This window comes from Phaeovulum sp. (assembly GCF_047638075.1).
GTDB lineage: Bacteria > Pseudomonadota > Alphaproteobacteria > Rhodobacterales > Rhodobacteraceae > UBA6197.
The window spans coordinates 1-23,461 of record NZ_JBLJBV010000066.1; the positions used below are offsets into that span (position 1 = coordinate 1).

Below are 23,461 nucleotides of genomic sequence, written 5' to 3' on the forward strand. Positions count from 1 at the left end.
TGCAGGTCAGGATGCGCGCCGGTTTTCTGGCGCTGGCAGATGAATTTCCCGCCCGCTTTCAGGTGATTGACGGTGCCCGCCCCCCCGAGGCAGTGGCTGCCGATGTGGCCGCAATTACCCAAGCCACCCTTTCCAGGCGGCCCCGCACATGAGCGCGGCCGACCTGCCAGACCCCAATCAGGTCGACGGCGCGCCGCACCCGCGCGACACCCCCCGACTGATCGGCCAAAGCCGCGCCGAGGTGGTATTTCTAGAGGCATTCACCACCGGGCGGTTGCATCACGGCTGGCTTTTGACCGGCCCTCGCGGCATTGGCAAAGCGACGCTGGCCTGGCGCATCGCGCGGTTTTTGCTGGCCACGCCGCAAGATGACGGCGGGATGTTCGGCGCCCCGCCCGCTCCTGATACGCTGGACATCGCACCCGATCACCCCATTGCACGGCGCATCACGGCGCAATCCGAACCGGGGGTGTTTTTGCTCAAACGCGGCCCGAATGACCGCGAATCCGCGCTATCCGCCGATATCCGTGTGGGTGAAGTGCGCAAACTGAAAAGCTTTTTGCACCTCTCTGCGGCTGAGGGTGGGCGGCGGGTGGTCATCGTTGATGCCGCCGATGACATGAACCCCAACGCGGCCAACGCCTTGTTGAAATTGTTGGAAGAACCACCCAGCGGCGTCACCTTTCTTTTGATCGCGCATCAACCGGCGGGGCTATTACCCACCATCCGGTCGCGTTGCCGCGAACTGCGGCTGAACACGCTTGGGGCTGACGATATGGCCGCGGCACTGGCGCAGGCCGGGGCCGAAACCGACAATCCCGCCGCGCTGGCGGCTCTTGCCGGCGGCTCTGTCGGAGAGGCAATTCGGCTGACCAACCTTGACGGGTTGGCGCAATACGCGCGGCTTGTAACACTTATGGACAGCCTGCCCCGGCTGGACCGGCCGCGTGCATTGGCGCTGGCCGATCAAACCACCGGCAAGGGCAATGAGGCGAAGTTTGATCTGACATTGGGCCTGATCGAGCTGTTTTTGGCCCGGCTTGCCCGCGCCGGGGCCGCCGGCCCGACCCTGCCCGAGGCTGCCCCCGGCGAGGCCGCGTTGCTGGCGCGGCTTGCCCCCGGCCCCGGCCACGCCCGGCACTGGGCCAATCTGCACCAACGTCTCGGCGCGCGCGCACGCCATGGCCGGGCCGTCAACCTTGACCCTGCCGCGCTGGTCATGGATATGGTGCTGGAGATAAACGAGGCGGCCAGCGCATAGTGCTACCCCCAAGGAAAGCCCGGCAGATGACACATCCCCCCGAAATCGTAGACAGCCACTGCCACCTCGACTTTCCCGATTTTGCCGATGATCTGCCCGGTGTGATTGCGCGCGCGCGTGCCGCCGGGGTCAGCCGGATGGTGACCATCTGCACCAAACTACACCAAGAGCCGCAGGTACGCGCCATTGCCGAGGCCTATGACGGCGTCTTCTATGCCGCCGGCACCCATCCGATGAGCGCCGCCGACGAACCATTGGCAACACCTGACCAGTTGATTGCACTGGCCGGCCACCCGAAATTCGTCGGCATCGGTGAAACCGGGCTTGATTACCACTACACCGCCGAAAGCGCCGCGCGCCAGCAAACCAGCCTGCGCACCCATATCGCCGCCGCCCAGACCACCGGCCTGCCGCTGATCATCCACGCGCGCGCCGCAGATGATGACATGGCCCGTATTCTGGCCGAAGAATACCGCAACGGCGCCTATGGTTGTGTGATGCACTGTTTTTCATCCTCGCCTGCGCTGGCGCGCGCGGCGCTGGATCTGGGGTTCTATCTGTCGATGTCGGGCATTGCCGCCTTTCCCAAAAGTCAGGAAATCCGCGATATCTTTGCCGCCGCCCCGCTGGACCGGGTGCTGGTTGAAACCGATGCGCCCTACCTTGCGCCGCCGCCGCATCGCGGCAAACGCAATGAGCCGGCCTATAGCGCCCATACCGCCCGCGTCGGGGCCACGCTTTACGGGCTTGATTATGCCGAATTCGCTGCGGCCACCTCGGCCAATTTTGACCGCCTGTTCAGCAAGGCAGCACAGAGGGCACCTGCATGACCCGGCTGCGGTTTACCATTCTGGGCTGCGGATCGTCTGGCGGCGTACCGCGGATTGGCGGCGATTGGGGGGATTGCGACCCGACCAACCCGAAAAATCGCCGCTCGCGCTGCTCGATGCTGATTGAGCGCACGTCCCCCGGCGGCACCACACGGGTGCTGATCGATACCTCGCCTGACATGCGCGAACAATTGCTGCGCACCGAGGTCAGCACGCTGGATGCGGTGGCTTACACCCATAGCCACGCAGATCACGTCCACGGGCTGGATGATCTGCGTCAGGTCACCTTCAACATGCGCGCCCGCCTGCCGGTCTGGGCCGATGGCGAGACGCAAAATGCGCTTGTGTCGCGCTTTGGCTATGCGTTCGTGCAGCCCGAAGGCAGCAGCTACCCCCCGATCTGCGATCTTAAAACCATCACCGGCCCCTTTACGATTACCGGCGCAGGCGGGCCGATCACGCTCGACCCGATCAAGGTTGTGCATGGCAATATCGATGCGCTGGGGTTTCGGATTGGCGGGCTGGCCTATCTTCCTGACGTTTCAGAAATCCCTGAACGGGCCTGGGGGCAGCTGCAAGGGCTGGATGTCTGGGTGCTAGATGCCTTGCGCCGCAAACCACACCCGACGCATGCACATCTGGCCAAAGCGCTTGAATGGATCGTGCGGGCCGGGCCGGTTTCGGGCGTTTTGACCAATATGCACAACGACCTAGATCATGATACGGTGCTGGGCGAAACCCCCACCAATGTTCGCCCCGCCTATGACGGCATGGTGATCGAACTGGATGGGGAATGAACGGGCTGATTGACGTCGTTTTACCGGTGTTTCTGGTAATCGGCTTTGGCTATGCTGCGGCATGGCGCGGGCTGATGCCTGAAAGCGCGGTCGAGGGCGTGATGCGTTTTGCCCAGAATTTCGCGGTGCCGGTGCTGTTGTTTCGATCAATCGCAAAGATGGATCTGGGCGTCAACTACGATCCGGGGCTGATGATTTCTTTCTATGCGGGGGCGTTTGCGGCCTTTGCGCTGGGGCTTTTGGGGGCGAAATACATCTTTCACCGCCCCGGTCCCGACTGTGTGGCGATCGGGTTTTGCTGCCTCTTTTCCAACTCGCTTCTGTTGGGTGTGCCGATCACGCAGCGCGCCTATGGCACAGAGGCGTTGGCGGGAAATTTCGCCATTATTTCAATTCATTCACCGCTGCTTTACACCTTTGGCATCACCCTGATGGAGGGGGTGCGCAGTCACGGCACCGGTGCCACATTGGGCCGCGTGGCACTGAACGCGCTGTCGGGTATTTTGCGCACGCCGCTGGTGATTGGGATTTTACTGGGCTTTGTCGTCAACCTGTCGGGTTTGTCGCTTCATGCCTCAATCTGGGCCGCAACCGATATGATTGCCACCGCCGCCCTGCCCTCGGCGCTTTTTGGGCTTGGTGGCGTTCTGGTGCGCTACCGTCCCGAGGGGGATATGAAGGCGATTGCGATGGTCAGTGGCCTGTCATTACTGCTTCATCCTGCGATGGCCTATGGTTTGGGGCGCTATGTCTTTGCGCTTGAGACCCCGGCGCTGCGGTCTGCGGTTCTGACTGCCGCGATGGCACCGGGGGTCAACGCCTATATCTTTGCCAATATCTACGGCACAGCGCGCCGCGTTGCGGCCTCTTCGGTGCTGATTGCCACCGCAGGTTCGATCCTGACGATATGGTTTTGGCTGGCGGTATTGCCGTGAAGGTCAGCTAGCTCCGGGCTGGTGGGGGCAGGTTTTTATCTGCACGACCCTGCGGCATCATAACGGGCCGGGGCGACGTTCTTCTGATAAAAGCACATTAGCCTCGACCTGCCCCACGCCAGGCAAGGTCATGACACGACGGCGCAATATCCGCTCAAAATCGGCAATATCACGGGCAGTGATGCGCAAACGATAATCAAACATGCCCAGAACATGCTGCACCGTCTGAACCTCGGGGATGGCCGTTGCGGCACGTTCAAAATCTTCTAGCGAAACCAGGCCCTTGGTTGCCAGCTTGATGCCCAGAAACACGGTGACACCAAAACCCAGTGCCGCTGCATCCAGAACCAGACGCCGCCCACGGATGACGCCGGTATCCTCCAGCCGGCGAATGCGGCGCCAGCAGGCCGGTTGGCTAAGCCCCAGATCGCGCGCCAGTGCGCCCGCACTTTGTGTGGCATCGCGGCCGAGGGCGGCTAAAATTGCGCGGTCGGTTTCATCAAGGTCGATCACAACGCGACCCCTGCCGTATCTTTGATGGTTGCGATCAGCATCAGCGCATCTGTGTCCGCAATATGGGGCAATGTCAGGATGCGGCTACGGTAAATATCCTGATAATGCGGCATATCACGGGCGACAACGTTCAAACGCACATCGGTTCGCCCCAGAAATGTCTGAATTTCCAGCACTTCCGGGACCGCCCGGGCCGCTTCCAGAAATTCATCAAAGGCACGCGGGTTTGTTTTATCCAGCGTGAAGCGCAAAGATACCTCCACCTCCCAGCCCAGTTTGCGCCAGTCGATTACGGCCTCTTCGCCCCGTATGACCCCATCCTCGCGCAACGCAGCGATCCGGCGCCAACAGGTCGCGGCAGTCACGCCCGCGCGTTCAGCCAGGGTTGCGGTTGGCAAACCCGGCTCGGCCAACATCTGGCGCAGTATTCTGCGGTCGGTATCATCAATAAGCATGATTATTTCACAAAACTGTAGAATCTGGAATGATGTTTTGACGATATTTGATATTTTGTCAAACTTTGAACGCAAATTTGCGGATCGCGCCGTATGATCTGCGCATCAACTTCTGCAAAGGAACGCCCCATGCGCGTCTATTATGATCGTGACTGCGACATCAACCTGATCAAGGATAAAAAGGTCGCCATCCTTGGCTACGGCTCTCAGGGCCACGCCCATGCCTTGAACCTGCGCGATTCGGGCGCAAAAAATCTGGTCGTTGCGCTGCGCGAAGGTAGCCCGTCTGCGAAAAAGGCCGAGGGCGAAGGGCTCAAGGTCATGGGCATTGCCGAAGCGGCCGCCTGGTGCGATCTGATCATGTTCACCATGCCTGATGAGCTTCAGGCAGAGACCTACAAGAAATATGTGCATGACAACCTGAAAGAAGGTGCCGCCATTGCCTTTGCGCATGGCCTGAACGTGCATTTCGGCCTGATCGAGCCAAAACCCGGCGTTGACGTCATCATGATGGCCCCCAAAGGCCCGGGCCACACCGTGCGCGGCGAATATTCCAAAGGCGGCGGCGTGCCCTGCCTTGTGGCGGTGCATCAGGACGCGACCGGCAAGGCGATGGAAATTGGCCTGTCCTATTGTTCGGGCATCGGCGGTGGGCGTTCGGGCATCATTGAAACCAACTTCCGTCAGGAATGCGAAACCGACCTGTTTGGTGAACAAGCCGTTTTGTGCGGTGGCCTGGTTGAGCTGATCCGCATGGGCTTTGAGACCCTGGTCGAGGCCGGTTACGAGCCGGAAATGGCCTATTTCGAATGCCTGCATGAGGTCAAACTGATTGTCGATCTGATCTATGAGGGCGGCATCGCCAACATGAACTACTCCATCTCGAACACTGCCGAGTATGGCGAGTATGTTTCAGGCCCGCGCATCCTGCCCTACGCAGAAACAAAAGCCCGGATGAAAGAGGTTCTGACCGACATCCAGACCGGCAAGTTCGTGCGTGATTTCATGCAGGAAAACGCTGTGGGGCAGCCCTTCTTCAAGGCGACCCGGCGGATCAATGACGAACACCAGATCGAGCAGGTCGGTGAAAAGCTTCGTGCGATGATGCCCTGGATCTCCAAGGGGAAAATGGTTGACCGTTCACGGAACTGATCGACAAGATGCAAGGGGCGCGCCTGGCCGGGCCCCCTGCCAGATCAGTTGACATAGGGGCGGCGCGTCTATCGTGCCGCCCTTTTTGGCGCCCGCGCGGGTATTCCCGGGCCGCGCTTTGTGAAATTGACAAGATTGTTCTACAACGCTTCGGCTGGTGTGCTTTCAAGAATCTCGAGTGTCATTTGCACATCATCCAAAGGAAGGGTGGCTACAAGTTCAGGATTTCTGTCCCACCACTTCGTTTTCAAGAGCCTGTCTATCGTATTTTCATCAAAACGCCGGCGAACTATTCTTGCAGGATTTCCTGCAACTACTGCGTATGCGGGAACATCTTTTGTGACGACCGCTCCGGCCGCGATCACAGCACCATCACCAATCTTGACACCTGCCAACATAATGGAAGCCGCACCAAACCATACATCATTACCAATCACAGTTTTATTTCCACGACTCCTATTCGGGTTCCTAGAATTTTTAATGAACTCAGACGATTGTGCTAGCGGATCATCGGGAAACCAATTCTTGGAAATTCTAAAAAAACTTGTTGTAACATGATGTATAGGGTGCTCCACACCGCCAATTTGACAGTTTCTAGCAAAGGTTACAAAGCGACCAATTTTTGCATTAAATATGCAGGTATTTTGATTGATAAAGCAATAGCGCCCAATCGATTCAGCCATGACAACACAACCTGGGCCAATATGTACGGGGTCTTCAATCTCAATATCTTTTCTGATGCCAGCTGTTTTGGCGATTGTTGATGTCGACATCATTCATCATCCTTGAAAATACCTCAGGTTGTATGCAATTCTACGACGACATTTCTTGACCTTGCATATTGATCAAGTGTTTGGCCAAGCCGCCCCAAAGATGTATATAGGAAGAGTTGAAGACGTAAAGACGGGGCGCTCAGCCCCCCTTATGATCGGCAAACGTAGGACTGCCAACCAAGACCCGTGAATTCAGCCTGCGGCATTTGTTCCTCAGGATAGTCAGCACCTGCGAATAGGCGCACACACCCGCGACATTGGCCCGGATTTCTTTTTCACCGTAGAACACAGCGGCGAGGCTGAACATTGAGCCACCCGCCCCCCACTTGACGGCCATGAGGGACTGAACCATGCGGTATCTAGCCATTTTAACGGTCAAGAACGAAGGCGCCTTCCTGTTGGAATGGCTGGCCCATCATCAGGCGGTGGGGTTCACTGATTTTCTGGTGTTTTCCAACGATTGCAGTGATGGGACTGACCTGATGCTGGACCGGCTTGAGGCGTTGGGGGTGTTGACCCATCAGGGCAACCCCGGTCCTTGGCCGCAAGGCGCGCAGTGGGCGGCGCTGAAACAGGCAGACCGGCATCCGCTGTGCGCCGCTGCCGACTGGATACTGGTGTGCGACATCGACGAATTCGTCAATATCCACACGGGCGCGCGCACCCTGCCCGCCCTGCTGGCCGCCCTGCCCGAGGCAACTGCAATCCCGCTGACCTGGCGGTTGTTTGGCAATGACGGGGTGATCGCGTTCGACGACCGCCCGATCACGGCGCAATTCCAACGCGCGGCCCCGGCGGTGATGGGCTGGCCCTGGCGTGCGGCCCAGTTCAAGACGCTGTTTCGCAATGACGGAACCTACCGCAAACTGGGGGTTCACCGCCCCCGCAACCCCGCCCCCGATGGGCTGACGCGGCAGCGCTGGTTTGATGGTTCTGGCCGCGAGCTTTCAGCAAGCTACCATGAAGGCGGGATTTTTTCGGCCTATGGACAGGACAATTATGGCCTTGTGCAGATGAACCACTACGCCTTGGGGGCGATGGAAAGCTATGTGCTGAAATGTGACCGGGGGCGGGCCAACCGCGATGCTGCGGTGTTTGACATGTCTTACTGGGTCGAGCGGAATTTTTGCACTGACGAAGACCGCTCAATCCTTACACTGGCACCAGAACGGCATAAGAAGCACGCAGCCCTGATGAATGACACGGCTTTGGCGCGCCTTCATGCTGCATCCGTGCGGTGGCGCCATGAACGATTCGCCACCCTGATGCTGGAGGAGCCCTTTCGCGCGCTGTTGGGGCGTCTGTTACTGGCCCCGCCCAGTCAACCCCTTTCAGCCAAGCGGGCGCAGCGCATGGCCGCGCTGGGGCGGCAGGCCGCAAAGGCAAGGTTGGAAACAATGGCCCGCAATGCGCCGGATTGACCCGCAACCAGAAATCGGGCGCTACATTTCCGCACAATCCCCTCATTTTGACCCCAAACAGGTGCTGCTATATTCGCGTTGACCGTGACCCGTCAAAGGGGCCGGGCACAGAATTCTGGTAGAAGGTATATGGAATTGGATGGTGCGATCCGGGTTGATTTGACGACGGTGAGTAATGCAGAGTGGTATGCTCATATCGGCGTCATCGGGGAAGAAGCGGGTTATTTTGAACCCTTGGGCCCCAAACATTCGGTATTTTTTGCCGAAGAGGGGCCAGTTCTACTGGTCACTTTTGAAACCCGTACCGCAATTCGGGCGCGACCTGGTGATCAGCTTCCGCTGGGCCATGCGATCGCCAAAGGCAACCTTTGGTCCAACCTGACAATCATCGCGGATGAAGAAAGCTGGTATCGTGACCCGGCGATCTACGCCTATTTCGACCGGCTGGTTGACGACGCCTTTTTTGAGGACTTCGACCGCGTGGTATTCTACGGCGCCGGTCCGGGGGGCTATGCCGCCGCCGCATTTTCGGCTGTTGCGCCGGGGGCCACGGTGATTTCCCTGCAACCGCAGGCAACGCTGGACCCTCGGGTCAGCGGGTGGGACACCCGGTATGAAAAAATGCGCCGGACCTCCTTTACCGACCGTTATGGGTTTGCGCCGGACATGCTGGAAGGTGCGGGTGAAGGCTTTGTCATTTATGACCCGAACGAAATGCTGGACGCGATGCATGCCGCGTTATTCACCCGTGATTATGTGACACGGCTGCCCTGCCCCAATATCGGCGGCACTATCGAGGCGATATTGGCCGAAATGAATATTCTGGAACCGATGCTGGTGCTGGCTTGCGAAGGCCGGTTTACCGCCTCGGCGTTTTGGCAGCTTTACCGTGCGCGGCGCGACGTCAGGCACTATCTGCGCAACGTTCTTGCACGGTTGGAGAGCAAGAACCGCACCGTGCTTGGCGCAATTTTGTGCCGCAATGTCGTGCGCCGATTGAATGCGCCGCGCTGGGTCGTGCGTCTTAATCGCCTTGAGGCAGAGCTGATGGCAAAAGGGATCACTTTGCCGCCCGAACGCCCTGCGCCAATTCCCGACGTTGCGGCGCTGGACAAGGACACGACAGGCTGATCCGCCTTAATTGCACGGGCAAAGCCGTGAAATGCGCCTGGGCCCGCGCCCTTAGGGGCAGCGCCACGCGGTGGCACGCAACAGATAAACGGTCGCGCCGGGTTCGGTTTTTTCAAACACCACACGGTTGGCGCCGTCGCCACGGGCTGTCTCAAGAACTTTGTTGCGGGCATATTGCTGCCCTTGTGTTGCAAGGATCGGGCCGTAAACCGCTGGCGTCATTGATATATTTGAAACATGGGTGCAACCTGCCACCTCAACTTGCGACACCGCGACAACATCGGGCACCCCCACAAATCCGGGGTCGGCACATCCGGCAAGAATGACGGGTAGGGCAATAATCAGCGCCAGTTTCATCAAGACCCCCTTTTGGCAAATTCAGATGATGCTGAAGCAGGCCGCGCCAAGGGGCAAGTGTCTGGATGAAAACATCTGCAATATCGGCGTTTCTTCGCGCGGATCGTGCACGCCGCCTCTGGAAATGGCATCCGGACCGGTGTAGGCAATGGCATGATGAAAAAACTGACCCTTCGCCGCCCCGATGACTGGCACCTGCACCTGCGTGATGACGCGATGTTGCAAGGTATCTTGCCTGAAACCACGCGCCATTTCGCGCGCGCGATCATCATGCCCAACCTTGTGCCGCCCGTCGTGACCGGCGCTGATGCCGCCGCCTACCGCAACCGTATTCTGGCCGCCCTGCCCGATGATGCCGCGTTCGAGCCGTTGATGACGCTTTATCTGACCGAGGATACGGACCCCGCCGACGTCGCCGCTGCCCACGCCTCGGGTCTGGTCAAGGCGGTCAAGCTTTATCCGGCGGGGGCGACGACCAACTCCAATTCTGGTGTGCGCGACTTTGACCGGGTGCGCGCCGTCTTTGAGACAATGGCCGAGATTGGCCTGCCGCTTTGTGTGCATGGCGAAGTGACCACCGCGTCGGTTGATATTTTTGACCGCGAGGCCGTGTTTATCGACACGGTGCTGGACCCGATCCGCCGCGCAACGCCCGGGCTGCGCGTGGTGATGGAACATATCACCACCCGGCAAGGCGTTGATTATGTGCGCGCAGGCGGTGAGGATCTGGCCGCGACGATCACGACCCACCACCTGATCATCAACCGCAACCACATCCTCGTGGGCGGGATCAAGCCGCATTACTACTGCCTGCCTGTCGCCAAGCGCGAAGAGCACCGCCTAGCGCTGCGTGCTGCCGCCACCTCGGGCGAGGCGCGCTTTTTTCTGGGCACCGACAGCGCACCACATATCGACAGCCTCAAGGAACAGGCCTGCGGCTGCGCGGGCTGCTTTACCGCGACCAATACGATGGCGATCCTGGCGCATGTGTTTGACGAAGAAGGCGCGCTGGACCAGCTTGAGCGTTTCACATCACTGAACGGCCCCGCCTTCTACCGTATGCCGGCAAATGATAGCACGCTGACACTGGAAAAAACCACCGAACCTGCCGACTGGCCCGCCAAGATCCTGACTGGCGCAGGCCCGGTCACGGTTTTCGACCCCGGGTTTCCGGTCCATTGGCAGGTGCATGACTAAGCGTGCCTTCTGGCTGAAACGTCCCCCACAGCGCGCACCCCTTTCTGTTGGCCGGGCAAATGCCGCCGGAAAAAACGCGATACCGAAAAAAGGACCTAGACGATGATCCCCAGCTCTTACCCCCCGAAAGAGGAAATCGCCCGGCTGACGGCGCGGATGCTTTTGGAAATCAAGGCGGTGCATTTCAACGCGACAGAGCCTTTTATCCTGGCCAGCGGCCTGCCTAGCCCGACCTATATTGATTGCCGCAAGCTGATCTCTTACCCGCGGATCCGTTCGACGCTGATGGATTTTCTGGCGGTAACGGTGATGCGGGATGCAGGGTTTGAGGCCTTCGACAATATTGCCGGCGGCGAGACGGCAGGAATTCCCTTTGCCGCGATGATGGCCGAACGGCTGGCCTTGCCGATGACCTATGTGCGCAAAAAACCCAAGGGCTACGGCCGCAATGCGCGCATCGAGGGCGTCATGACCGAGGGCGAACGGGTATTGCTGGTTGAAGATCTGACAACCGATGGCGGCTCAAAGCTGAGCTTTGTTGATGCGATCCGCGAAACCGGGGCAAGCTGCGCCCATACGGCAGTGATCTTTTATTACGGCATCTTTCCCGAAACGACCGAAAAACTGGCCGCGCATGGCGTGGCGCTGCACCATCTTTGCACTTGGTGGGATGTGCTGACCGAAGCGCGGGCACAAAAGGCGTTTGACGCTGAAACACTGCGCGAGGTCGAGGCATTTCTGACCAACCCGCGCCCGTGGCAGGATGCGCGCAAAAAGGTGTGACGCGGCAAATTTCTGTGGAACGATCTGTGGATCGAATGGGATAACTTTACCCGTTCGGTAACAAGAATCGCCCCAATCCGCCAAATTAGACAAGCTGCCACCAGATGTGGTATGTCTTGATCACTGCGCTACACGATAACCGGCTAAGTTGCGGCGACGAGCCTGACTTATCCACAGAACTATCAAACGATACCCCGCTGTCGGATTGCGCTAAACCCCGACACGCTAGGGTCGAACGCAGTATGGGAAGGTGATGTGATGAACGAAGTCAGGGCATTGCGTGACACGCCGACCGAGCCGGTTGCCACAGAGGTGCAGCCACATAACATCGAGGCCGAGCAGCAATTGCTGGGCGCGATCCTGACCAATAACGACATCTACGACCGGATTGCCGCGATTGTGCGCGCAGAACACTTTTTTGAGCCGGTCCATCAGCGCATCTTCGAGGTTTCCATTGCCCGGATCCAAAAGAATGCGCTGGCCAGTCCGGTCACGCTAAAGGCCTATCTGGAAGACGACGACGGGCTGAAGGAACTGGGCGGGCCGGCCTACCTCGCGCGGCTGGCGGGGGCGGCAATCTCGGCCTATGCGGCGCGCGACTATGCGCAGATGATCTATGATCTGGCGATCCGGCGCGAACTGATCCGGCTGGGCCAGGATATCGCCGCCCGCGCAACCCAGGTGGTTGTGCAAGACGAGCCGCGCGAGCAGATCGTGGCGGCCGAACAGGCGCTATACAAACTGGGCGAGCAGGGCCATGCGGAAAAGGGTTTTGTATCTTTTCTCAAGGCGGTAACAGACGCTGTTAATGTGGCCAACGCCGCCTATCAGCGCGACGGCGGGCTTGCCGGAATCTCAACCGGGCTGACCGATCTTGATAAGAAGCTGGGCGGTCTGCATCCGTCGGATTTGTTGATCCTGGCGGGGCGCCCGTCGATGGGGAAAACCTCGCTTGCGACCAATATCGCCTTCAATATCGCCAAGGTTTACAAGAAGGGCCGGATGCCTGATGGCACCGAGGGCGCGGTTGAGGGGGGGGTCGTCGGGTTCTACAGTCTTGAGATGAGCGCCGAACAGTTGGCCGCCCGTATCCTGTCTGAAGCCGCCGAGGTGCCCTCGGAGCAGATCCGCCGTGGTGACATGACCGAAACCGAATTTCGCCGTTTTGTCGAAGCTGCGAAAGCGCTGGAAACCTGCCCGCTCTATATCGACGACACGCCCGCGCTGCCGATCAGCCAGTTGGCCGCCCGCGCCCGCCGGCTAAAGCGGACGCATGGGCTGGATGTGTTGATGGTGGACTATTTGCAGCTGGTCAAGGGCACCGGCAAAGGCGAAAACCGCGTGAACGAAGTGTCGGAGATCACCCAAGGGCTGAAGGCGATTGCAAAAGAGCTGAACATCCCGGTGATCGCGCTCAGCCAGTTGTCGCGTCAGGTAGAAAGCCGCGAAGACAAGCGCCCGCAACTGTCAGACCTGCGCGAATCCGGCTCGATCGAGCAGGACGCCGACGTGGTGATGTTTGTTTACCGCGACGAATACTACAAGGAACGCGAAAAGCCCGGCGATCACGAGATGGAAAAGATGGCCGCCTGGCAGCAGGTGATGGAACAGGTTCATGGCAAGGCCGAAGTGATCATCGGCAAGCAGCGCCACGGGCCGATCGGCTCGGTCGAGCTGTCGTTCGAGGGCCAGTTCACGCGGTTTGGCAACCTGGTCAAGCCCTGGCAACAAGGCAGCGGCGACGACCGTTTCTGATTTTCGCAGGAAAATGTCTCTTTTTCAGGGCTTAGCGCGTCTGCAAGCGCCATTTTCGGGATTTTTTCCCGGCAATGACAGGGTGCCAGGCCTTTGCACTTGACCTTGCGCGCGTGCCTGTCAAAACAGGCGGCATGGCTACTGCAACGTTGACGATTGATTTGGATGGTGTTCTCGCCAATTGGCGGGCACTGGGGGTATTCGCAGGCAGGGGGTGCCAGACCGGTGCCGTGGTCAAGGCCAACGCCTATGGGCTGGGGGCGGATCGTGTAGCCCGCGCGCTGATGCGGGCGGGGGCACAGAAATTCTTTGTCGCCGCCGCCGAGGAGGGCGCCGCCCTACGCCTAGCCGTGGGGGATGGCCCTGAAATCTACGTCTTTTCCGGCCATATGGCTGGCGATACCGAAATGATCGGGGATCTTGGCCTTATTCCTCTGCTCAATTCACTTGATCAGGTCACCCGGCATTTTGAGGCGCTTCCGGGCGCGGCTTTCGGGGTGCAGCTTGACAGCGGCATGAACCGGTTGGGCATGGAAGCGGCCGAATGGGAGGCTGTGGCAGACATCCTTATTGGTGCCGGTCCACGCCTGTTGATGAGCCACCTTGCCTGCGCGGACGAGCCTGACCACCCTGCCAATGCCGCACAACTGGCCGAGTTTCGGCGCCTGACCGATGGCGTCCCTGCCCCGCGCTCGCTTGCGGCAACGGGCGGCATCCTGCTGGGCCCTGATTATCATTTTGACGTGATCCGCCCCGGTATCGGGCTTTATGGCGGTCTTCCCTTCGACACTGCGACCCCCGTGGTGCGTCTGTCGCTGCCGGTCGTTCAAAGCCGCACCGTCGTGGCAGGCGAAACCGTAGGCTATGCCGGTGCCTGGCGCGCCGAGGCTGACAGCCAGATTGCCACCGTCGCCGCAGGCTACGCCGACGGTTTGATGCGCAACCTGTCGGGCCGCGCGACCCTTTGGGCCGACGGCCTGCCCTGCCCCGTGGTTGGCCGCATCTCGATGGACCTGATCACCGTCGATGTCAGCCATCTGAGCGAAGTGCCGAAATCGTTGGATATACTTTGCCCCGAACAGGGCGTCGACGATCTGGCGGATATTGCCGGAACCATCGGATATGAGATCCTGACCTCGCTTGGCACCCGCTATCAGCGCAACTATACCGGAGGCTCGGTGTGATTGTCAGCGCGCTGCTGGCCCGTCTGGGCCGGTCAGTTCTGGGGGCTATGGCGGCAACGGGGCGCTTGGGCCAGTTTGCGAGCGGCGCGGTCAGCCACCTGCTGCGCCCCCCGTTCTACTTTCGGGAATTTCTGCATTCGGCCTTGCAGATCGGCTGGTTGTCGCTGCCGGTCGTGGGCCTGACGGCCGTGTTCACCGGCGCGGCGCTGGCCTTGCAGATCTATGCTGGAAGCGCGCGTTTTTCGGCGGAATCGGTGGTGCCCAACATCGTCGCCATTGGCATGACGCGCGAATTGGGGCCAGTTCTGGGTGGGTTGATGGTTGCAGCGCGCGTTGCCAGCAGCATTGCCGCCGAAATCGGCACAATGAAAGTGACCGAGCAGATCGACGCGCTGGTCACTCTTTCAACGCATCCGATGAAATACCTGACCGTGCCGCGGGTACTGGCCGCTACGCTGACAATGCCGCTGTTGGTTGCGGTGGGTGATACGATCGGGATCATGGGCGGCTGGATGGTGGGTGTGCATCGGCTTGATTTCAACTCGGCCACCTATATCAAGACGACTTGGGATTTTCTTCAGTTCTGGGATGTGGGGTCTGGACTGGTCAAGGGCGCTGTCTTTGGGTTTATCGTGGCGGTCATGGGCTGCTACTATGGGATGAATTCCGGGCGCGGCGCGCAGGGTGTGGGCCGGGCGACGAAATCCGCGGTGGTTGCGGCCTCGGTGCTGATTTTGGCGGCGAACTACCTGCTGACGGAGGCGTTTTTCAAGGCATGATAACGCTTTCAGGGGTGCATAAGGCCTTTGGCGCCAATCAGGTTTTGCGGGGAATTGATCTGACAATTCCCAAGGGCGAAAGCATGGTGATCATCGGCGGCTCTGGCACCGGAAAATCCGTTCTTCTCAAATGCATACTGGGCCTTGTTCATCATGATCGCGGGCAAATCATGGTCGCGGGCGGGGATGTGGACAAGGCCTCGCGCGATGCATTTCTGGCCCGTTTTGGGATGCTGTTTCAGGGCGGTGCGCTGTTTGACTCGCTTCCTGTCTGGCAAAATGTGGCGTTTCGGCTGCTGCGCGGCGCGGGCAAGCGCCCCAAGGCCGAGGCGCGGGCGATTGCCATTGAAAAGCTGCGCCGCGTCGGGCTGAAACCCGAGGTGGCAGACCTTTTCCCGGCCGAACTATCGGGCGGGATGCAAAAACGCGTCGGCCTGGCCCGCGCCATCGCCGCCGAGCCGGAAATCATCTTCTTTGATGAACCAACGGCGGGGTTGGACCCTATAATGTCCGGCGTTATCAATGCGTTGATCCGCGAAATTGTGGTGGAAATGGGCGTTACCGCCATGACCATCACGCATGACATGACCTCGGTCCGTAGCATCGCTGACAGGGTGGCGATGATTTATGACGGTAAAATCTGCTGGACTGGTCCTGTCAAGGAAATGGACGCAACACCAGACCCTTACATCCAACAGTTCATTCACGGCCGCGCCGAGGGGCCTATCGAATCTGTCCGATAGAACGGCATCAAGCCGCCTCATAACCAGCTGTGAAATATAAGAAATAACGCTAACGCCGCTGTAACCTCAAGGCCCCTTCATGCCCTTGCTGAAATACGCCAACCTCGCACTTTTGGTCCTTTTTCCGGTCGCGTGGTTTGCGCCGTTGTTGCGCGCGGGGTTTTTGCCGTTTTTCGATTTGGACGCAATCTCGGTAATCACGGGGTTACAATCGCTTTGGGAAAAGGATGTGTTTTTGGCGCTGCTGGTCACGTTCTTTGCCCTTTTTGCGCCCTATATCAAGACATTGGGGCTGGCGTTGGTGCAATTCAACCTTGCCTCGCCACGGCTTTTGCCGGCGCTGCATGTGCTGGGAAAACTGGCGATGGCCGATATTTTCCTGGTCGCGCTTTATATCGTTCTGGCCAAGGGAATTGGCGTGGGGCGGGTGGAAACCGGCTGGGGGCTTTATCTGTTTACCGGCTGTATTCTGGCAAGCCTTGTAATTTCGCTGCTGAGTGCGCGGCGGACCTGACGGCAGCCCGCGCGGATGGCTTGATCACCCGCGCCCTTTCGGGCAGGAAGAGCCATGGCTAAAACCCCGAACTCATTCACCTGCTCTGCCTGCGGCGCCGCCCATAAGAAATGGGGCGGCAAATGCGATGCCTGCGGCGCATGGAACACCATCCTCGAAGAGGCGCCGCTATCCACGGGGCCGGGATCAAAATCGCTGGGCGCGGCAAAGGGGCGCCGGATTGCGCTGACCACGCTTTCGACCCAAGAGCCGCCGCCGCCACGCACCTGTTCGGGCATGGATGAGCTGGACCGGGTTCTGGGCGGCGGCCTTGTGCCAGCCTCAGCGATACTGGTGGGGGGGGATCCGGGGATCGGGAAATCCACACTGCTGCTACAGGCCGCGGCAGCTTTCGCCCGCACAGGCTTGAAATGCCTCTATATTTCAGGCGAGGAAGCAAGTGCGCAGGTGCGGATGCGGGCGCAAAGGCTGGGGCTGGCGGATGCGCCTGTGCAGTTGGGTGCCGAAACCAACCTGCGCGATATTCTGACCACACTGGATGCCGAACGCCCGGATCTGGTGATCATCGATTCGATTCAGACGATGTGGGCCGATATGGTGGATTCCGCCCCCGGTTCCGTCAGTCAGGTGCGCGCCGCCTGCCACGAGCTGGTCAGTTTCGCCAAGAAACGCGGCACCTCGGTCGTGTTGGTCGGCCATGTCACGAAAGAAGGCCAGATCGCGGGCCCGCGCGTGGTTGAGCATATGGTCGATACGGTGCTTTATTTTGAGGGCGAGCGCGGGCATCAGTTTCGCATTCTGCGCGCGGTGAAAAACCGCTTCGGCCCCGCCGATGAGATTGGCGTATTCGAGATGACCGGCGGCGGTCTGGCCGAGGTGTCAAACCCGTCGGCGTTGTTTTTATCTGAACGCGGTCAGGCCCAGCCCGGCTCGGCGGTGTTTGCCGGGATCGAGGGCACGCGCCCGGTTCTGACTGAAATTCAGGCACTTGTCGCGCCCTCGCCCCTGGCTTCGCCCCGGCGCACGGTCGTGGGGCTTGATAGTGGCCGGGTTTCGACCATTCTGGCGGTGCTGGAATCGCGCTGCGGGATCCCGTTTACCGGGCTTGATGTGTTTTTGAACGTCGCCGGGGGCATGCGCGTGCTGGAACCTGCGGCAGACCTTGCGCTGGCCGCTGCCCTTTTGTCGGCGCGCGAAGATGTGGCATTACCGCCAGATATGGTAATTTTCGGTGAAATCAGCCTCTCGGGGGCGCTTCGCCCGGTCGGTCAGGCCGAAAACAGGTTGAAAGAGGCGCAGAAACTTGGTTTTTCAAGGGCTATTGCCCCAGAGCGAACCAAGGCCGAAGGGGGCAACGGGATGGAGCTGCGCAAGTTGCCCGATCTTGTGACTTTTGTTGGGGACATGTTTGGCGCGGGCTGAAGCCGCGTCCGGAGAAGGAAAACCATGGACGGCTTCACCATCGTCGACGCCATTGTGGCGGTCATCATCGTGCTGTCTGCAATACTTGCCTACAGCCGCGGTTTCGTGCGCGAAGCCCTGTCGATAGCGGGCTGGATTGCCGCCGCCGTGCTGGCGTTCCTGTTTGCCGATGCGGCCCGCCCGCTGATTGCGCAGGTGCCGGTGCTGGACAAGTTTTTGGCCGATAGCTGCGAGTTGGCCATGATCGGCGGCTTTGCGGCAGTGTTTGCGCTAGCGCTGGTGGTTTTTTCGATCCTCACGCCGCTGTTTGCCAGTGTTGTGCAACGCTCGGCGCTTGGCGGGATAGATCAGGGGTTGGGATTCTTGTTCGGCGTTCTGCGCGGCGTCATTCTGGTGGCGGTGGCTTTCGTCGTTTATGATCGGGTCGTGGTGAACCAGACCTTGCCGGCGGTAGATAATTCACGTTCTGCCAAGGTGTTTGAACGCATGACCGGCAGCGTGGATGAATCAATGCCCAGCGATGCCCCCGGCTGGATTGTGGCGCGTTATGAACAGCTTGTCAGCAAATGCGCGACCCCTACCGCAGAATTCCAGCCCGCGCCGAAAAACTGAAGCGCGACATCGTGACCGCCCGAACGGCCAATTAGACCCTTGAGGGCGTGACAGCCCCGGCGTTTGGTATTAAACGGGCCTCAACTCAACACCCCCCCCGTATCCGGAGCCAAGTCCATGAAACCTGAGGCCCGCCCGTTCTTGTCTCATCCGTTTGACGACGACAAACTGAAGGAAGAATGTGGTGTCTTCGGCGTTATCGGCGTAGCCGATGCCGCAAATTTCGTAGCGCTAGGGATGCACGCCTTGCAGCATCGCGGCCAAGAGGCGGGCGGGATCGTCGCCTATGACGCTGATCAAGGGTTCAATTCGGCCCATCGGTTTGGCTATGTGCGCGATAATTTCACCAAGGCCAGTCTGATGGAAACGCTGCCGGGCAGTCTTGGGATCGGCCATGTGCGGTATTCGACGGCGGGATCCAAAGGCGCCGTCATCCGCGACGTGCAACCCTTTTTCGGTGAATTCGCCATGGGCGGTTGCGCCATTGCGCATAATGGCAATCTGACCAACGCCAATGCGCTGCGCCGTGAATTGATCGAGCGTGGCTCGATCTTTCAGTCTTCGTCGGACAGCGAATGTATCATCCACCTGATGGCCCGTTCGATCCAGAAAAGCCTGTCCGAGCGGATCAAGGACGCGCTGCGCCGGGTCGAGGGGGCCTTTTCGATCGTGGCGATGACGCGCACCAAACTGATCGGTGTGCGCGATGCGCTGGGGGTGCGGCCTTTGGTGTTGGGCAAAATCGGTGATCACGGCTATTGCCTTTCGTCAGAAACCTGCGGGCTGGATATCATCGGTGCTGAGCTGGTTCGCGAAATCGAGCCGGGTGAAATGGTGGTGATCGCAAACGGCAAGATCGAAAGCAGCCACCCCTTTGGCGCCCCGAACAGCCGGTTTTGCATTTTTGAGCATGTCTATTTCTCGCGGCCTGACAGTATCATCGGCGGCCGTTCGGTCTATGAAACCCGGCGCCAGATCGGGGTTGAACTGGCCCGGGAGGCGCCCGTTGAGGCGGATATGGTTTGCCCCGTGCCAGATAGTGGCACCCCGGCCGCCATCGGCTACAGTCAGGAAAGCGGCATCCCCTACGCGATGGGAATTATCCGCAACCAGTATATGGGCCGCACCTTTATCGAACCGACGGAACAGATCCGCAACATGGGGGTGCGCCTGAAGCTGAACGTGAACCGTGCGCTGGTAAAGGGTAAGCGGGTCGTGTTGGTGGACGATTCCGTTGTGCGCGGCACCACGTCACGCAAGATCAAGGATATGATCATTGATGCGGGCGCAGCCTCGGTGCATTTTCGCATCGCTTCGCCCCCTACCGCATGGCCCTGTTTTTACGGTGTGGACACACCCGACAGGGGCAAACTTCTGGCCGCGAACATGACCGAAGAACAGATGCGCGAATGGATCGGTGTCGATAGTCTGAAGTTCATTTCGCTGGACGGGCTTTATCGTGCCGTGGGCGAGGCTGAGGGCCGCAACAATGCCCGGCCGCAATATTGCGACGCCTGTTTTTCCGGCGAATACCCGGTGGCGCCCTCGGACCAGATCGAGAGCGGCTTTGTAATGAAGTTGAAGGCGGCGGAATAGGCGTTTGCCCCGCGTGGGCGCCTGACCTGAAAGGCCGTCTGACTAGCCTCGGCGGCGGGGCGTTTGGGTTATGAAAATAACCTAGAGGCTTTCTTCCACCCGATCCGCCAACGCTTCGGCACGGGCGGCAATTTCGGCCAGGGTATCGGTGACTTCAACGGGGATCACCGGCACTTCTACGCGCGTCGGGTTTGCCTGGGCTTCGCTTAGCGCGGCTTCGGCGGTTTTGGCGCGGGCAAGGGCGCTGCGCAGCTGATCTTCCAGCCCGGCGGTTTTATCGGCCAGCATCAGGCCAGACATCAGCAACATCCGGGTTTCAGGGATCCTGCCAATCTGTCCAAGCAGTACTGACGCCTCTGTATCCAGCATCGCCGCAGCCGAGCGCAGAAAATGTTCTTCGCCCTCCTGACAGGCCACATCGAATTCGCGTCCACCAACAGAGATTTTCAGCTCAGGCATGATCGCCCTCCGATGGTTGCGGGCCAGATTGTGGCAAGGTTGACAATAGCGGCTCCAACGCGCCCAAAAGCCCATCCAATTCTGCAATTTCCGCATCGCGCCCGGCACGCAGGCTTTCCAGTTCGACCTGCATCGCGCGGTTGATCAGTTCCGGGTCCGCCAAGCCATCGCGGGCGGCGTCTGTCAGATCACGGTTCACGGCGGCAAGTTCGGTGTTGGCGTGTTTGATCCGCACCAGTTCGTGGTTGGCCTCGTCCAGCCCCTTTGTTGCAGCCGCCAGTTTGCGTTCCAGCGAGGCGAGCGTGGTTTCCTGCTTTTCGCGGATCGCACGGACCCGTTCGGAAAGCTGTGCATTGGCATCGCGTTCAGCCTCGAGCGCATCGCGCAATTCGGTCAGCGCGCCTTCATCGGGGGGTATGTCCGGGCCCGTTTCAGGGGCGAGGTTCTCTACAACGGGCTCTGCCGGCCGGGCCACGCCAGCGGCGACACGGGCGTTGATTGCCTCGACCCCTTTACCAATCCGCGCCAGCGCATAGCTGATGCGGCGTTCATATTCAGCCAAATCGCTCATTCTGCCTGCCTCCGGCTCTTCCGGTTGCCGTTTCAGGGGATGCGAATCAGCACCCCCGCCTTGTTCCTGATCTTACCCAATGCTGTAGGGCTTTGCGCCCCCCCTTTTGCATCAATGGCTTGGGGCGCGCGCTTGATCTTCGGCGCGGGCCTGTTATCAGGGGGGAAACCCAATTCTGACAACCGAAAGGTCCACCCCTTGGATATCGCCACGCTTCGCGCCAAACACGCCAATCACTGGTCGCTGGCCACCGCCATTCGGGCGTTGGCGATGGATTCGGTTCAGGCCGCCAAATCCGGCCATCCCGGCATGCCGATGGGTATGGCCGATGTCGCGACAGTGCTGTTTCAAAAGCATCTGAAATTTGATGTCTCTGCGCCCCGATGGGCCGACCGCGACCGCTTTATCTTGTCTGCGGGCCACGGCTCCATGCTGATCTATGCGCTGCTTTACCTGATGGGTGACAAGCAGGTTACGCTGGACCAGATCAAGAATTTCCGCCAGTGGGGCGCGCTGACCGCGGGCCATCCCGAAAACTTCTTGATTGACGCGGTAGAGACCACCACGGGGCCCTTGGGTCAGGGCATCGCCAATGCCGTTGGTTTTGCAATGGCCGAACAGTCGCTTCAGGCACGCTTTGGCGCCAAGGTGCAAGACCACCGTACTTGGGTCATCGCGGGTGACGGCTGCCTGATGGAGGGGATCAGCCACGAGGCGATCGGCCTTGCCGGCATGCAAAAGCTGTCAAAGTTGATCGTTCTTTGGGACAATAACAACATCACCATCGACGGGCGTGTCACCATGTCCGACATCACCGACCAACGCGCACGCTTTGCCGCGGCCGGTTGGACTGTGCTGCACTGCGATGGGCACGACCCCGACGATATCGACCGTGCCATGACGCTGGCAAAAGGCTCGGACCGTCCGGTGTTCATTGATTGCAAGACCATCATCGGTTTTGGCAGCCCGCAAAAGGCGGATACCAATTCGGCCCACGGCTCGCCCTTGGGAGACGATGAAATCACCGCGACCAAGGCCGCTTATGGCTGGCCGCATGCGTCTTTCGTAATTCCGGCCGACATCAAGGCGGCGTGGGAAAAGATCGGCGCGCGCGGTGCCGCGTCCCGTGCCGAATGGGAGGCCCGTCAAGCCGCCCTGCCCGCCAACAAACGCGCCGAGTTTGAGCGTCAGATGGCCGGCGACGCGCCAAAGAAACTGGCCACCGCGATCCGCGCTTTCAAAAAAGACGTAACCGAAAAGGCGCCCAAGGTGGCCACCCGCAAGGCAAGCGAGATGGTGCTGGCGGCAGTAAACCCGGTGATGCCGGAAACGCTGGGCGGCTCTGCTGACTTGACCGGCTCCAACCTGACCCAAACCGCCGGTATGGGCCTGTTCAACGCGGAAAACCGCGCCGGGCGCTATATCCATTACGGGATTCGCGAACATGGCATGGCGGCAGCGATGAACGGGATCTGGCTGCACGGCGGTTCGCGTCCCTATGGCGGCACGTTCTTTTGCTTTACCGACTATGCGCGTGGCGCGATGCGTCTATCTGCACTGATGGGGGTGCCTGCGGTCTATGTCATGACGCATGACAGCATCGGGCTGGGCGAAGACGGCCCGACCCACCAGCCGGTCGAGCATCTGGCGATCTGCCGCGCCACGCCCAACACCTGGACCTTCCGCCCCGCCGATGTGGTGGAAACCGCCGAGGCGTGGGAACTGGCGCTGACCACCAAGACCACGCCGTCGGTTCTGGCCCTGTCGCGCCAGAACCTGCCCCTGCTGCGCAAGACCCACACCAACCAGAACCTGACAGCCAAGGGGGGCTATGTGCTGGAAGAGGCTGCGGGCAAGCGTCAGGTGATCTTGATGGCGACCGGTTCCGAGGTGGAAATCGCGCTGAAAGCCCGTGATCTGCTTCAGGCCGAAGCGATCGGGACGCGGGTTGTGTCAATGCCCTGTATGGAGCTGTTTGCGGCGCAGGAAGAAACCTACCGCCGCCGCGTTCTGCCCGCAGGCACCGTGCGCGTCGCCGTTGAGGCCGCCGTGCGCCAGCCTTGGGATCGCTACCTTCTGGGCGAGCGGGGCCGTGAGGCCAAGGCAGGTTTCGTCGGGATGGAGGGTTTTGGCGCCTCGGCCCCGGCAGATCAGCTTTACGCAGAATTCGGCATCACCCCAGAGGCTGTGGTCGCCAAGGTCAAATCGCTGCTGTGAGCGC

At 60.0% G+C, this 23,461-nt stretch carries 24 protein-coding genes; 18 read left to right on the top strand and 6 right to left on the bottom strand.

Annotation, left to right across the window (positions count from 1 at the left end; all coding sequences use genetic code 11):
* Positions 1–148: 148 nt before the first annotated feature.
* Genes ACM62R_RS10155 through ACM62R_RS10170 form a run of 4 tightly spaced genes read left to right on the top strand, consistent with a single transcriptional unit; the run spans position 149 to position 3,823 of the window.
* Positions 149–1,261 carry a DNA polymerase III subunit delta' gene (locus ACM62R_RS10155; protein ID WP_415183939.1) on the top strand — a complete coding sequence of 371 codons (1,113 nt, stop codon included), beginning with the start codon at positions 149–151 and terminating at the stop codon, positions 1,259–1,261.
* Positions 1,262–1,287: 26 nt separating this feature from the next.
* Positions 1,288–2,091 carry a TatD family hydrolase gene (locus ACM62R_RS10160; protein WP_415183940.1) on the top strand — a complete coding sequence of 268 codons (804 nt, stop codon included), beginning with the start codon at positions 1,288–1,290 and terminating at the stop codon, positions 2,089–2,091.
* Positions 2,088–2,888, top strand: coding sequence for an MBL fold metallo-hydrolase (locus ACM62R_RS10165; RefSeq protein WP_415183941.1), 801 nt, complete (start codon positions 2,088–2,090; stop codon positions 2,886–2,888). Before ACM62R_RS10160 ends, ACM62R_RS10165 begins: the two co-directional genes overlap by 4 nt.
* The gene (locus ACM62R_RS10170) at positions 2,885–3,823 is read left to right on the top strand and encodes an AEC family transporter (protein WP_415183942.1); all 939 of its coding nucleotides are present in this window, start codon (positions 2,885–2,887) and stop codon (positions 3,821–3,823) included. The genes ACM62R_RS10165 and ACM62R_RS10170 overlap by 4 nt, the downstream gene beginning before the upstream one ends.
* Positions 3,824–3,880: 57 nt before the next feature.
* Here the strand turns inward: ACM62R_RS10170 and ACM62R_RS10175 are convergent, their stop codons facing one another.
* Both ACM62R_RS10175 and ACM62R_RS10180 read right to left on the bottom strand, forming a co-directional pair.
* Positions 3,881–4,336: an Lrp/AsnC family transcriptional regulator gene (locus tag ACM62R_RS10175; RefSeq protein WP_415183943.1), complete on the bottom strand. Its 456-nt coding sequence runs from the start codon at positions 4,334–4,336 to the stop codon at positions 3,881–3,883.
* Entirely contained in the window at positions 4,333–4,791 is a 459-nt protein-coding gene (locus ACM62R_RS10180; protein WP_415183944.1) for an Lrp/AsnC family transcriptional regulator, read from the bottom strand. The genes ACM62R_RS10175 and ACM62R_RS10180 overlap by 4 nt, the downstream gene beginning before the upstream one ends.
* A gap of 93 nt (positions 4,792–4,884) precedes the next feature.
* Between ACM62R_RS10180 and ilvC the strand changes: the two genes are divergently transcribed.
* A complete protein-coding gene (gene ilvC / locus ACM62R_RS10185) occupies positions 4,885–5,943 on the top strand; it encodes a ketol-acid reductoisomerase (protein ID WP_415183945.1) in 1,059 nt (352 codons plus the stop codon).
* 140 nt (positions 5,944–6,083) lie between these two features.
* Here ilvC and ACM62R_RS10190 read toward each other — a convergent pair whose 3' ends face one another.
* A complete protein-coding gene (locus ACM62R_RS10190; protein WP_415183946.1) occupies positions 6,084–6,719 on the bottom strand; it encodes a CatB-related O-acetyltransferase in 636 nt (211 codons plus the stop codon).
* Between the two features lie 347 nt (positions 6,720–7,066).
* Here ACM62R_RS10190 and ACM62R_RS10195 point away from each other — a divergent pair, with 347 nt between their 5' ends.
* Together ACM62R_RS10195 and ACM62R_RS10200 are read left to right on the top strand one after the other, a co-directional pair.
* On the top strand, positions 7,067–8,137 hold the full coding sequence (locus ACM62R_RS10195; protein ID WP_415183947.1) for a glycosyltransferase family 2 protein: 1,071 nt from the start codon (positions 7,067–7,069) through the stop codon (positions 8,135–8,137).
* A gap of 129 nt (positions 8,138–8,266) precedes the next feature.
* Positions 8,267–9,268 carry a phosphoadenosine phosphosulfate reductase gene (locus ACM62R_RS10200; RefSeq protein WP_415183948.1) on the top strand — a complete coding sequence of 334 codons (1,002 nt, stop codon included), beginning with the start codon at positions 8,267–8,269 and terminating at the stop codon, positions 9,266–9,268.
* A 51-nt stretch (positions 9,269–9,319) separates the two neighbouring features.
* Here the strand turns inward: ACM62R_RS10200 and ACM62R_RS10205 are convergent, their stop codons facing one another.
* On the bottom strand, positions 9,320–9,625 hold the full coding sequence (locus tag ACM62R_RS10205; RefSeq protein WP_415183949.1) for a hypothetical protein: 306 nt from the start codon (positions 9,623–9,625) through the stop codon (positions 9,320–9,322).
* Between the two features lie 153 nt (positions 9,626–9,778).
* On the opposite strand from ACM62R_RS10205, the gene pyrC reads away from it, so the two are divergent.
* From pyrC to purF, 10 genes are all read left to right on the top strand, one after another.
* Positions 9,779–10,822: a dihydroorotase gene (gene pyrC / locus ACM62R_RS10210; RefSeq protein ID WP_415183950.1), complete on the top strand. Its 1,044-nt coding sequence runs from the start codon at positions 9,779–9,781 to the stop codon at positions 10,820–10,822.
* Positions 10,823–10,924: 102 nt separating this feature from the next.
* Positions 10,925–11,605: an orotate phosphoribosyltransferase gene (locus tag ACM62R_RS10215; protein ID WP_415183951.1), complete on the top strand. Its 681-nt coding sequence runs from the start codon at positions 10,925–10,927 to the stop codon at positions 11,603–11,605.
* 258 nt (positions 11,606–11,863) lie between these two features.
* A complete protein-coding gene (locus ACM62R_RS10220; protein WP_415183952.1) occupies positions 11,864–13,360 on the top strand; it encodes a replicative DNA helicase in 1,497 nt (498 codons plus the stop codon).
* Between the two features lie 134 nt (positions 13,361–13,494).
* Entirely contained in the window at positions 13,495–14,544 is a 1,050-nt protein-coding gene (gene alr / locus ACM62R_RS10225; RefSeq protein WP_415183953.1) for an alanine racemase, read from the top strand.
* Positions 14,541–15,323 (top strand): MlaE family ABC transporter permease, encoded by a 783-nt coding sequence (locus ACM62R_RS10230; RefSeq protein ID WP_415183954.1) that lies wholly within the window; start codon positions 14,541–14,543, stop codon positions 15,321–15,323. Before alr ends, ACM62R_RS10230 begins: the two co-directional genes overlap by 4 nt.
* Positions 15,320–16,066, top strand: coding sequence for an ABC transporter ATP-binding protein (locus ACM62R_RS10235; RefSeq protein ID WP_415183955.1), 747 nt, complete (start codon positions 15,320–15,322; stop codon positions 16,064–16,066). Before ACM62R_RS10230 ends, ACM62R_RS10235 begins: the two co-directional genes overlap by 4 nt.
* A gap of 85 nt (positions 16,067–16,151) precedes the next feature.
* The gene (locus ACM62R_RS10240) at positions 16,152–16,580 is read left to right on the top strand and encodes a paraquat-inducible protein A (RefSeq protein WP_415184056.1); all 429 of its coding nucleotides are present in this window, start codon (positions 16,152–16,154) and stop codon (positions 16,578–16,580) included.
* A 54-nt stretch (positions 16,581–16,634) separates the two neighbouring features.
* Complete coding sequence (gene radA, locus ACM62R_RS10245; RefSeq protein ID WP_415183956.1) at positions 16,635–18,002, top strand: DNA repair protein RadA; 1,368 nt, start codon at positions 16,635–16,637, stop codon at positions 18,000–18,002.
* A gap of 24 nt (positions 18,003–18,026) precedes the next feature.
* A complete protein-coding gene (locus ACM62R_RS10250) occupies positions 18,027–18,614 on the top strand; it encodes a CvpA family protein (RefSeq protein ID WP_415183957.1) in 588 nt (195 codons plus the stop codon).
* A 117-nt stretch (positions 18,615–18,731) separates the two neighbouring features.
* Positions 18,732–20,210, top strand: coding sequence for an amidophosphoribosyltransferase (gene purF, locus ACM62R_RS10255; protein WP_415183958.1), 1,479 nt, complete (start codon positions 18,732–18,734; stop codon positions 20,208–20,210).
* A gap of 81 nt (positions 20,211–20,291) precedes the next feature.
* Here purF and ACM62R_RS10260 read toward each other — a convergent pair whose 3' ends face one another.
* Together ACM62R_RS10260 and ACM62R_RS10265 are read right to left on the bottom strand one after the other, a co-directional pair.
* The gene (locus tag ACM62R_RS10260) at positions 20,292–20,669 is read right to left on the bottom strand and encodes a cell division protein ZapA (protein ID WP_415183959.1); all 378 of its coding nucleotides are present in this window, start codon (positions 20,667–20,669) and stop codon (positions 20,292–20,294) included.
* Positions 20,662–21,240, bottom strand: coding sequence for a hypothetical protein (locus ACM62R_RS10265; protein WP_415183960.1), 579 nt, complete (start codon positions 21,238–21,240; stop codon positions 20,662–20,664). The genes ACM62R_RS10260 and ACM62R_RS10265 overlap by 8 nt, the downstream gene beginning before the upstream one ends.
* A gap of 198 nt (positions 21,241–21,438) precedes the next feature.
* On the opposite strand from ACM62R_RS10265, the gene tkt reads away from it, so the two are divergent.
* A complete protein-coding gene (gene tkt, locus ACM62R_RS10270; protein WP_415183961.1) occupies positions 21,439–23,457 on the top strand; it encodes a transketolase in 2,019 nt (672 codons plus the stop codon).
* The last annotated feature ends 4 nt before the right edge of the window (positions 23,458–23,461 follow it).

Coding starts and splice junctions, on each gene's coding strand:
- ACM62R_RS10190 (WP_415183946.1), bottom strand. CDS start 6,719: ATGATGTCGACATCAACAATCGCCAAAACAGCTGGCATCAGAAAAGAT.
- ACM62R_RS10250 (WP_415183957.1), top strand. CDS start 18,027: ATGGACGGCTTCACCATCGTCGACGCCATTGTGGCGGTCATCATCGTG.
- ACM62R_RS10160 (WP_415183940.1), top strand. CDS start 1,288: ATGACACATCCCCCCGAAATCGTAGACAGCCACTGCCACCTCGACTTT.
- ACM62R_RS10220 (WP_415183952.1), top strand. CDS start 11,864: ATGAACGAAGTCAGGGCATTGCGTGACACGCCGACCGAGCCGGTTGCC.
- alr (WP_415183953.1), top strand. CDS start 13,495: ATGGCTACTGCAACGTTGACGATTGATTTGGATGGTGTTCTCGCCAAT.
- ACM62R_RS10235 (WP_415183955.1), top strand. CDS start 15,320: ATGATAACGCTTTCAGGGGTGCATAAGGCCTTTGGCGCCAATCAGGTT.
- ACM62R_RS10260 (WP_415183959.1), bottom strand. CDS start 20,669: ATGCCTGAGCTGAAAATCTCTGTTGGTGGACGCGAATTCGATGTGGCC.
- ACM62R_RS10165 (WP_415183941.1), top strand. CDS start 2,088: ATGACCCGGCTGCGGTTTACCATTCTGGGCTGCGGATCGTCTGGCGGC.
- ACM62R_RS10215 (WP_415183951.1), top strand. CDS start 10,925: ATGATCCCCAGCTCTTACCCCCCGAAAGAGGAAATCGCCCGGCTGACG.
- ACM62R_RS10195 (WP_415183947.1), top strand. CDS start 7,067: ATGCGGTATCTAGCCATTTTAACGGTCAAGAACGAAGGCGCCTTCCTG.
- ACM62R_RS10200 (WP_415183948.1), top strand. CDS start 8,267: ATGGAATTGGATGGTGCGATCCGGGTTGATTTGACGACGGTGAGTAAT.
- purF (WP_415183958.1), top strand. CDS start 18,732: ATGAAACCTGAGGCCCGCCCGTTCTTGTCTCATCCGTTTGACGACGAC.
- ACM62R_RS10155 (WP_415183939.1), top strand. CDS start 149: ATGAGCGCGGCCGACCTGCCAGACCCCAATCAGGTCGACGGCGCGCCG.
- pyrC (WP_415183950.1), top strand. CDS start 9,779: ATGATGAAAAAACTGACCCTTCGCCGCCCCGATGACTGGCACCTGCAC.
- ACM62R_RS10170 (WP_415183942.1), top strand. CDS start 2,885: ATGAACGGGCTGATTGACGTCGTTTTACCGGTGTTTCTGGTAATCGGC.
- ACM62R_RS10205 (WP_415183949.1), bottom strand. CDS start 9,625: ATGAAACTGGCGCTGATTATTGCCCTACCCGTCATTCTTGCCGGATGT.
- ilvC (WP_415183945.1), top strand. CDS start 4,885: ATGATCTGCGCATCAACTTCTGCAAAGGAACGCCCCATGCGCGTCTAT.
- ACM62R_RS10180 (WP_415183944.1), bottom strand. CDS start 4,791: ATGCTTATTGATGATACCGACCGCAGAATACTGCGCCAGATGTTGGCC.
- radA (WP_415183956.1), top strand. CDS start 16,635: ATGGCTAAAACCCCGAACTCATTCACCTGCTCTGCCTGCGGCGCCGCC.
- ACM62R_RS10265 (WP_415183960.1), bottom strand. CDS start 21,240: ATGAGCGATTTGGCTGAATATGAACGCCGCATCAGCTATGCGCTGGCG.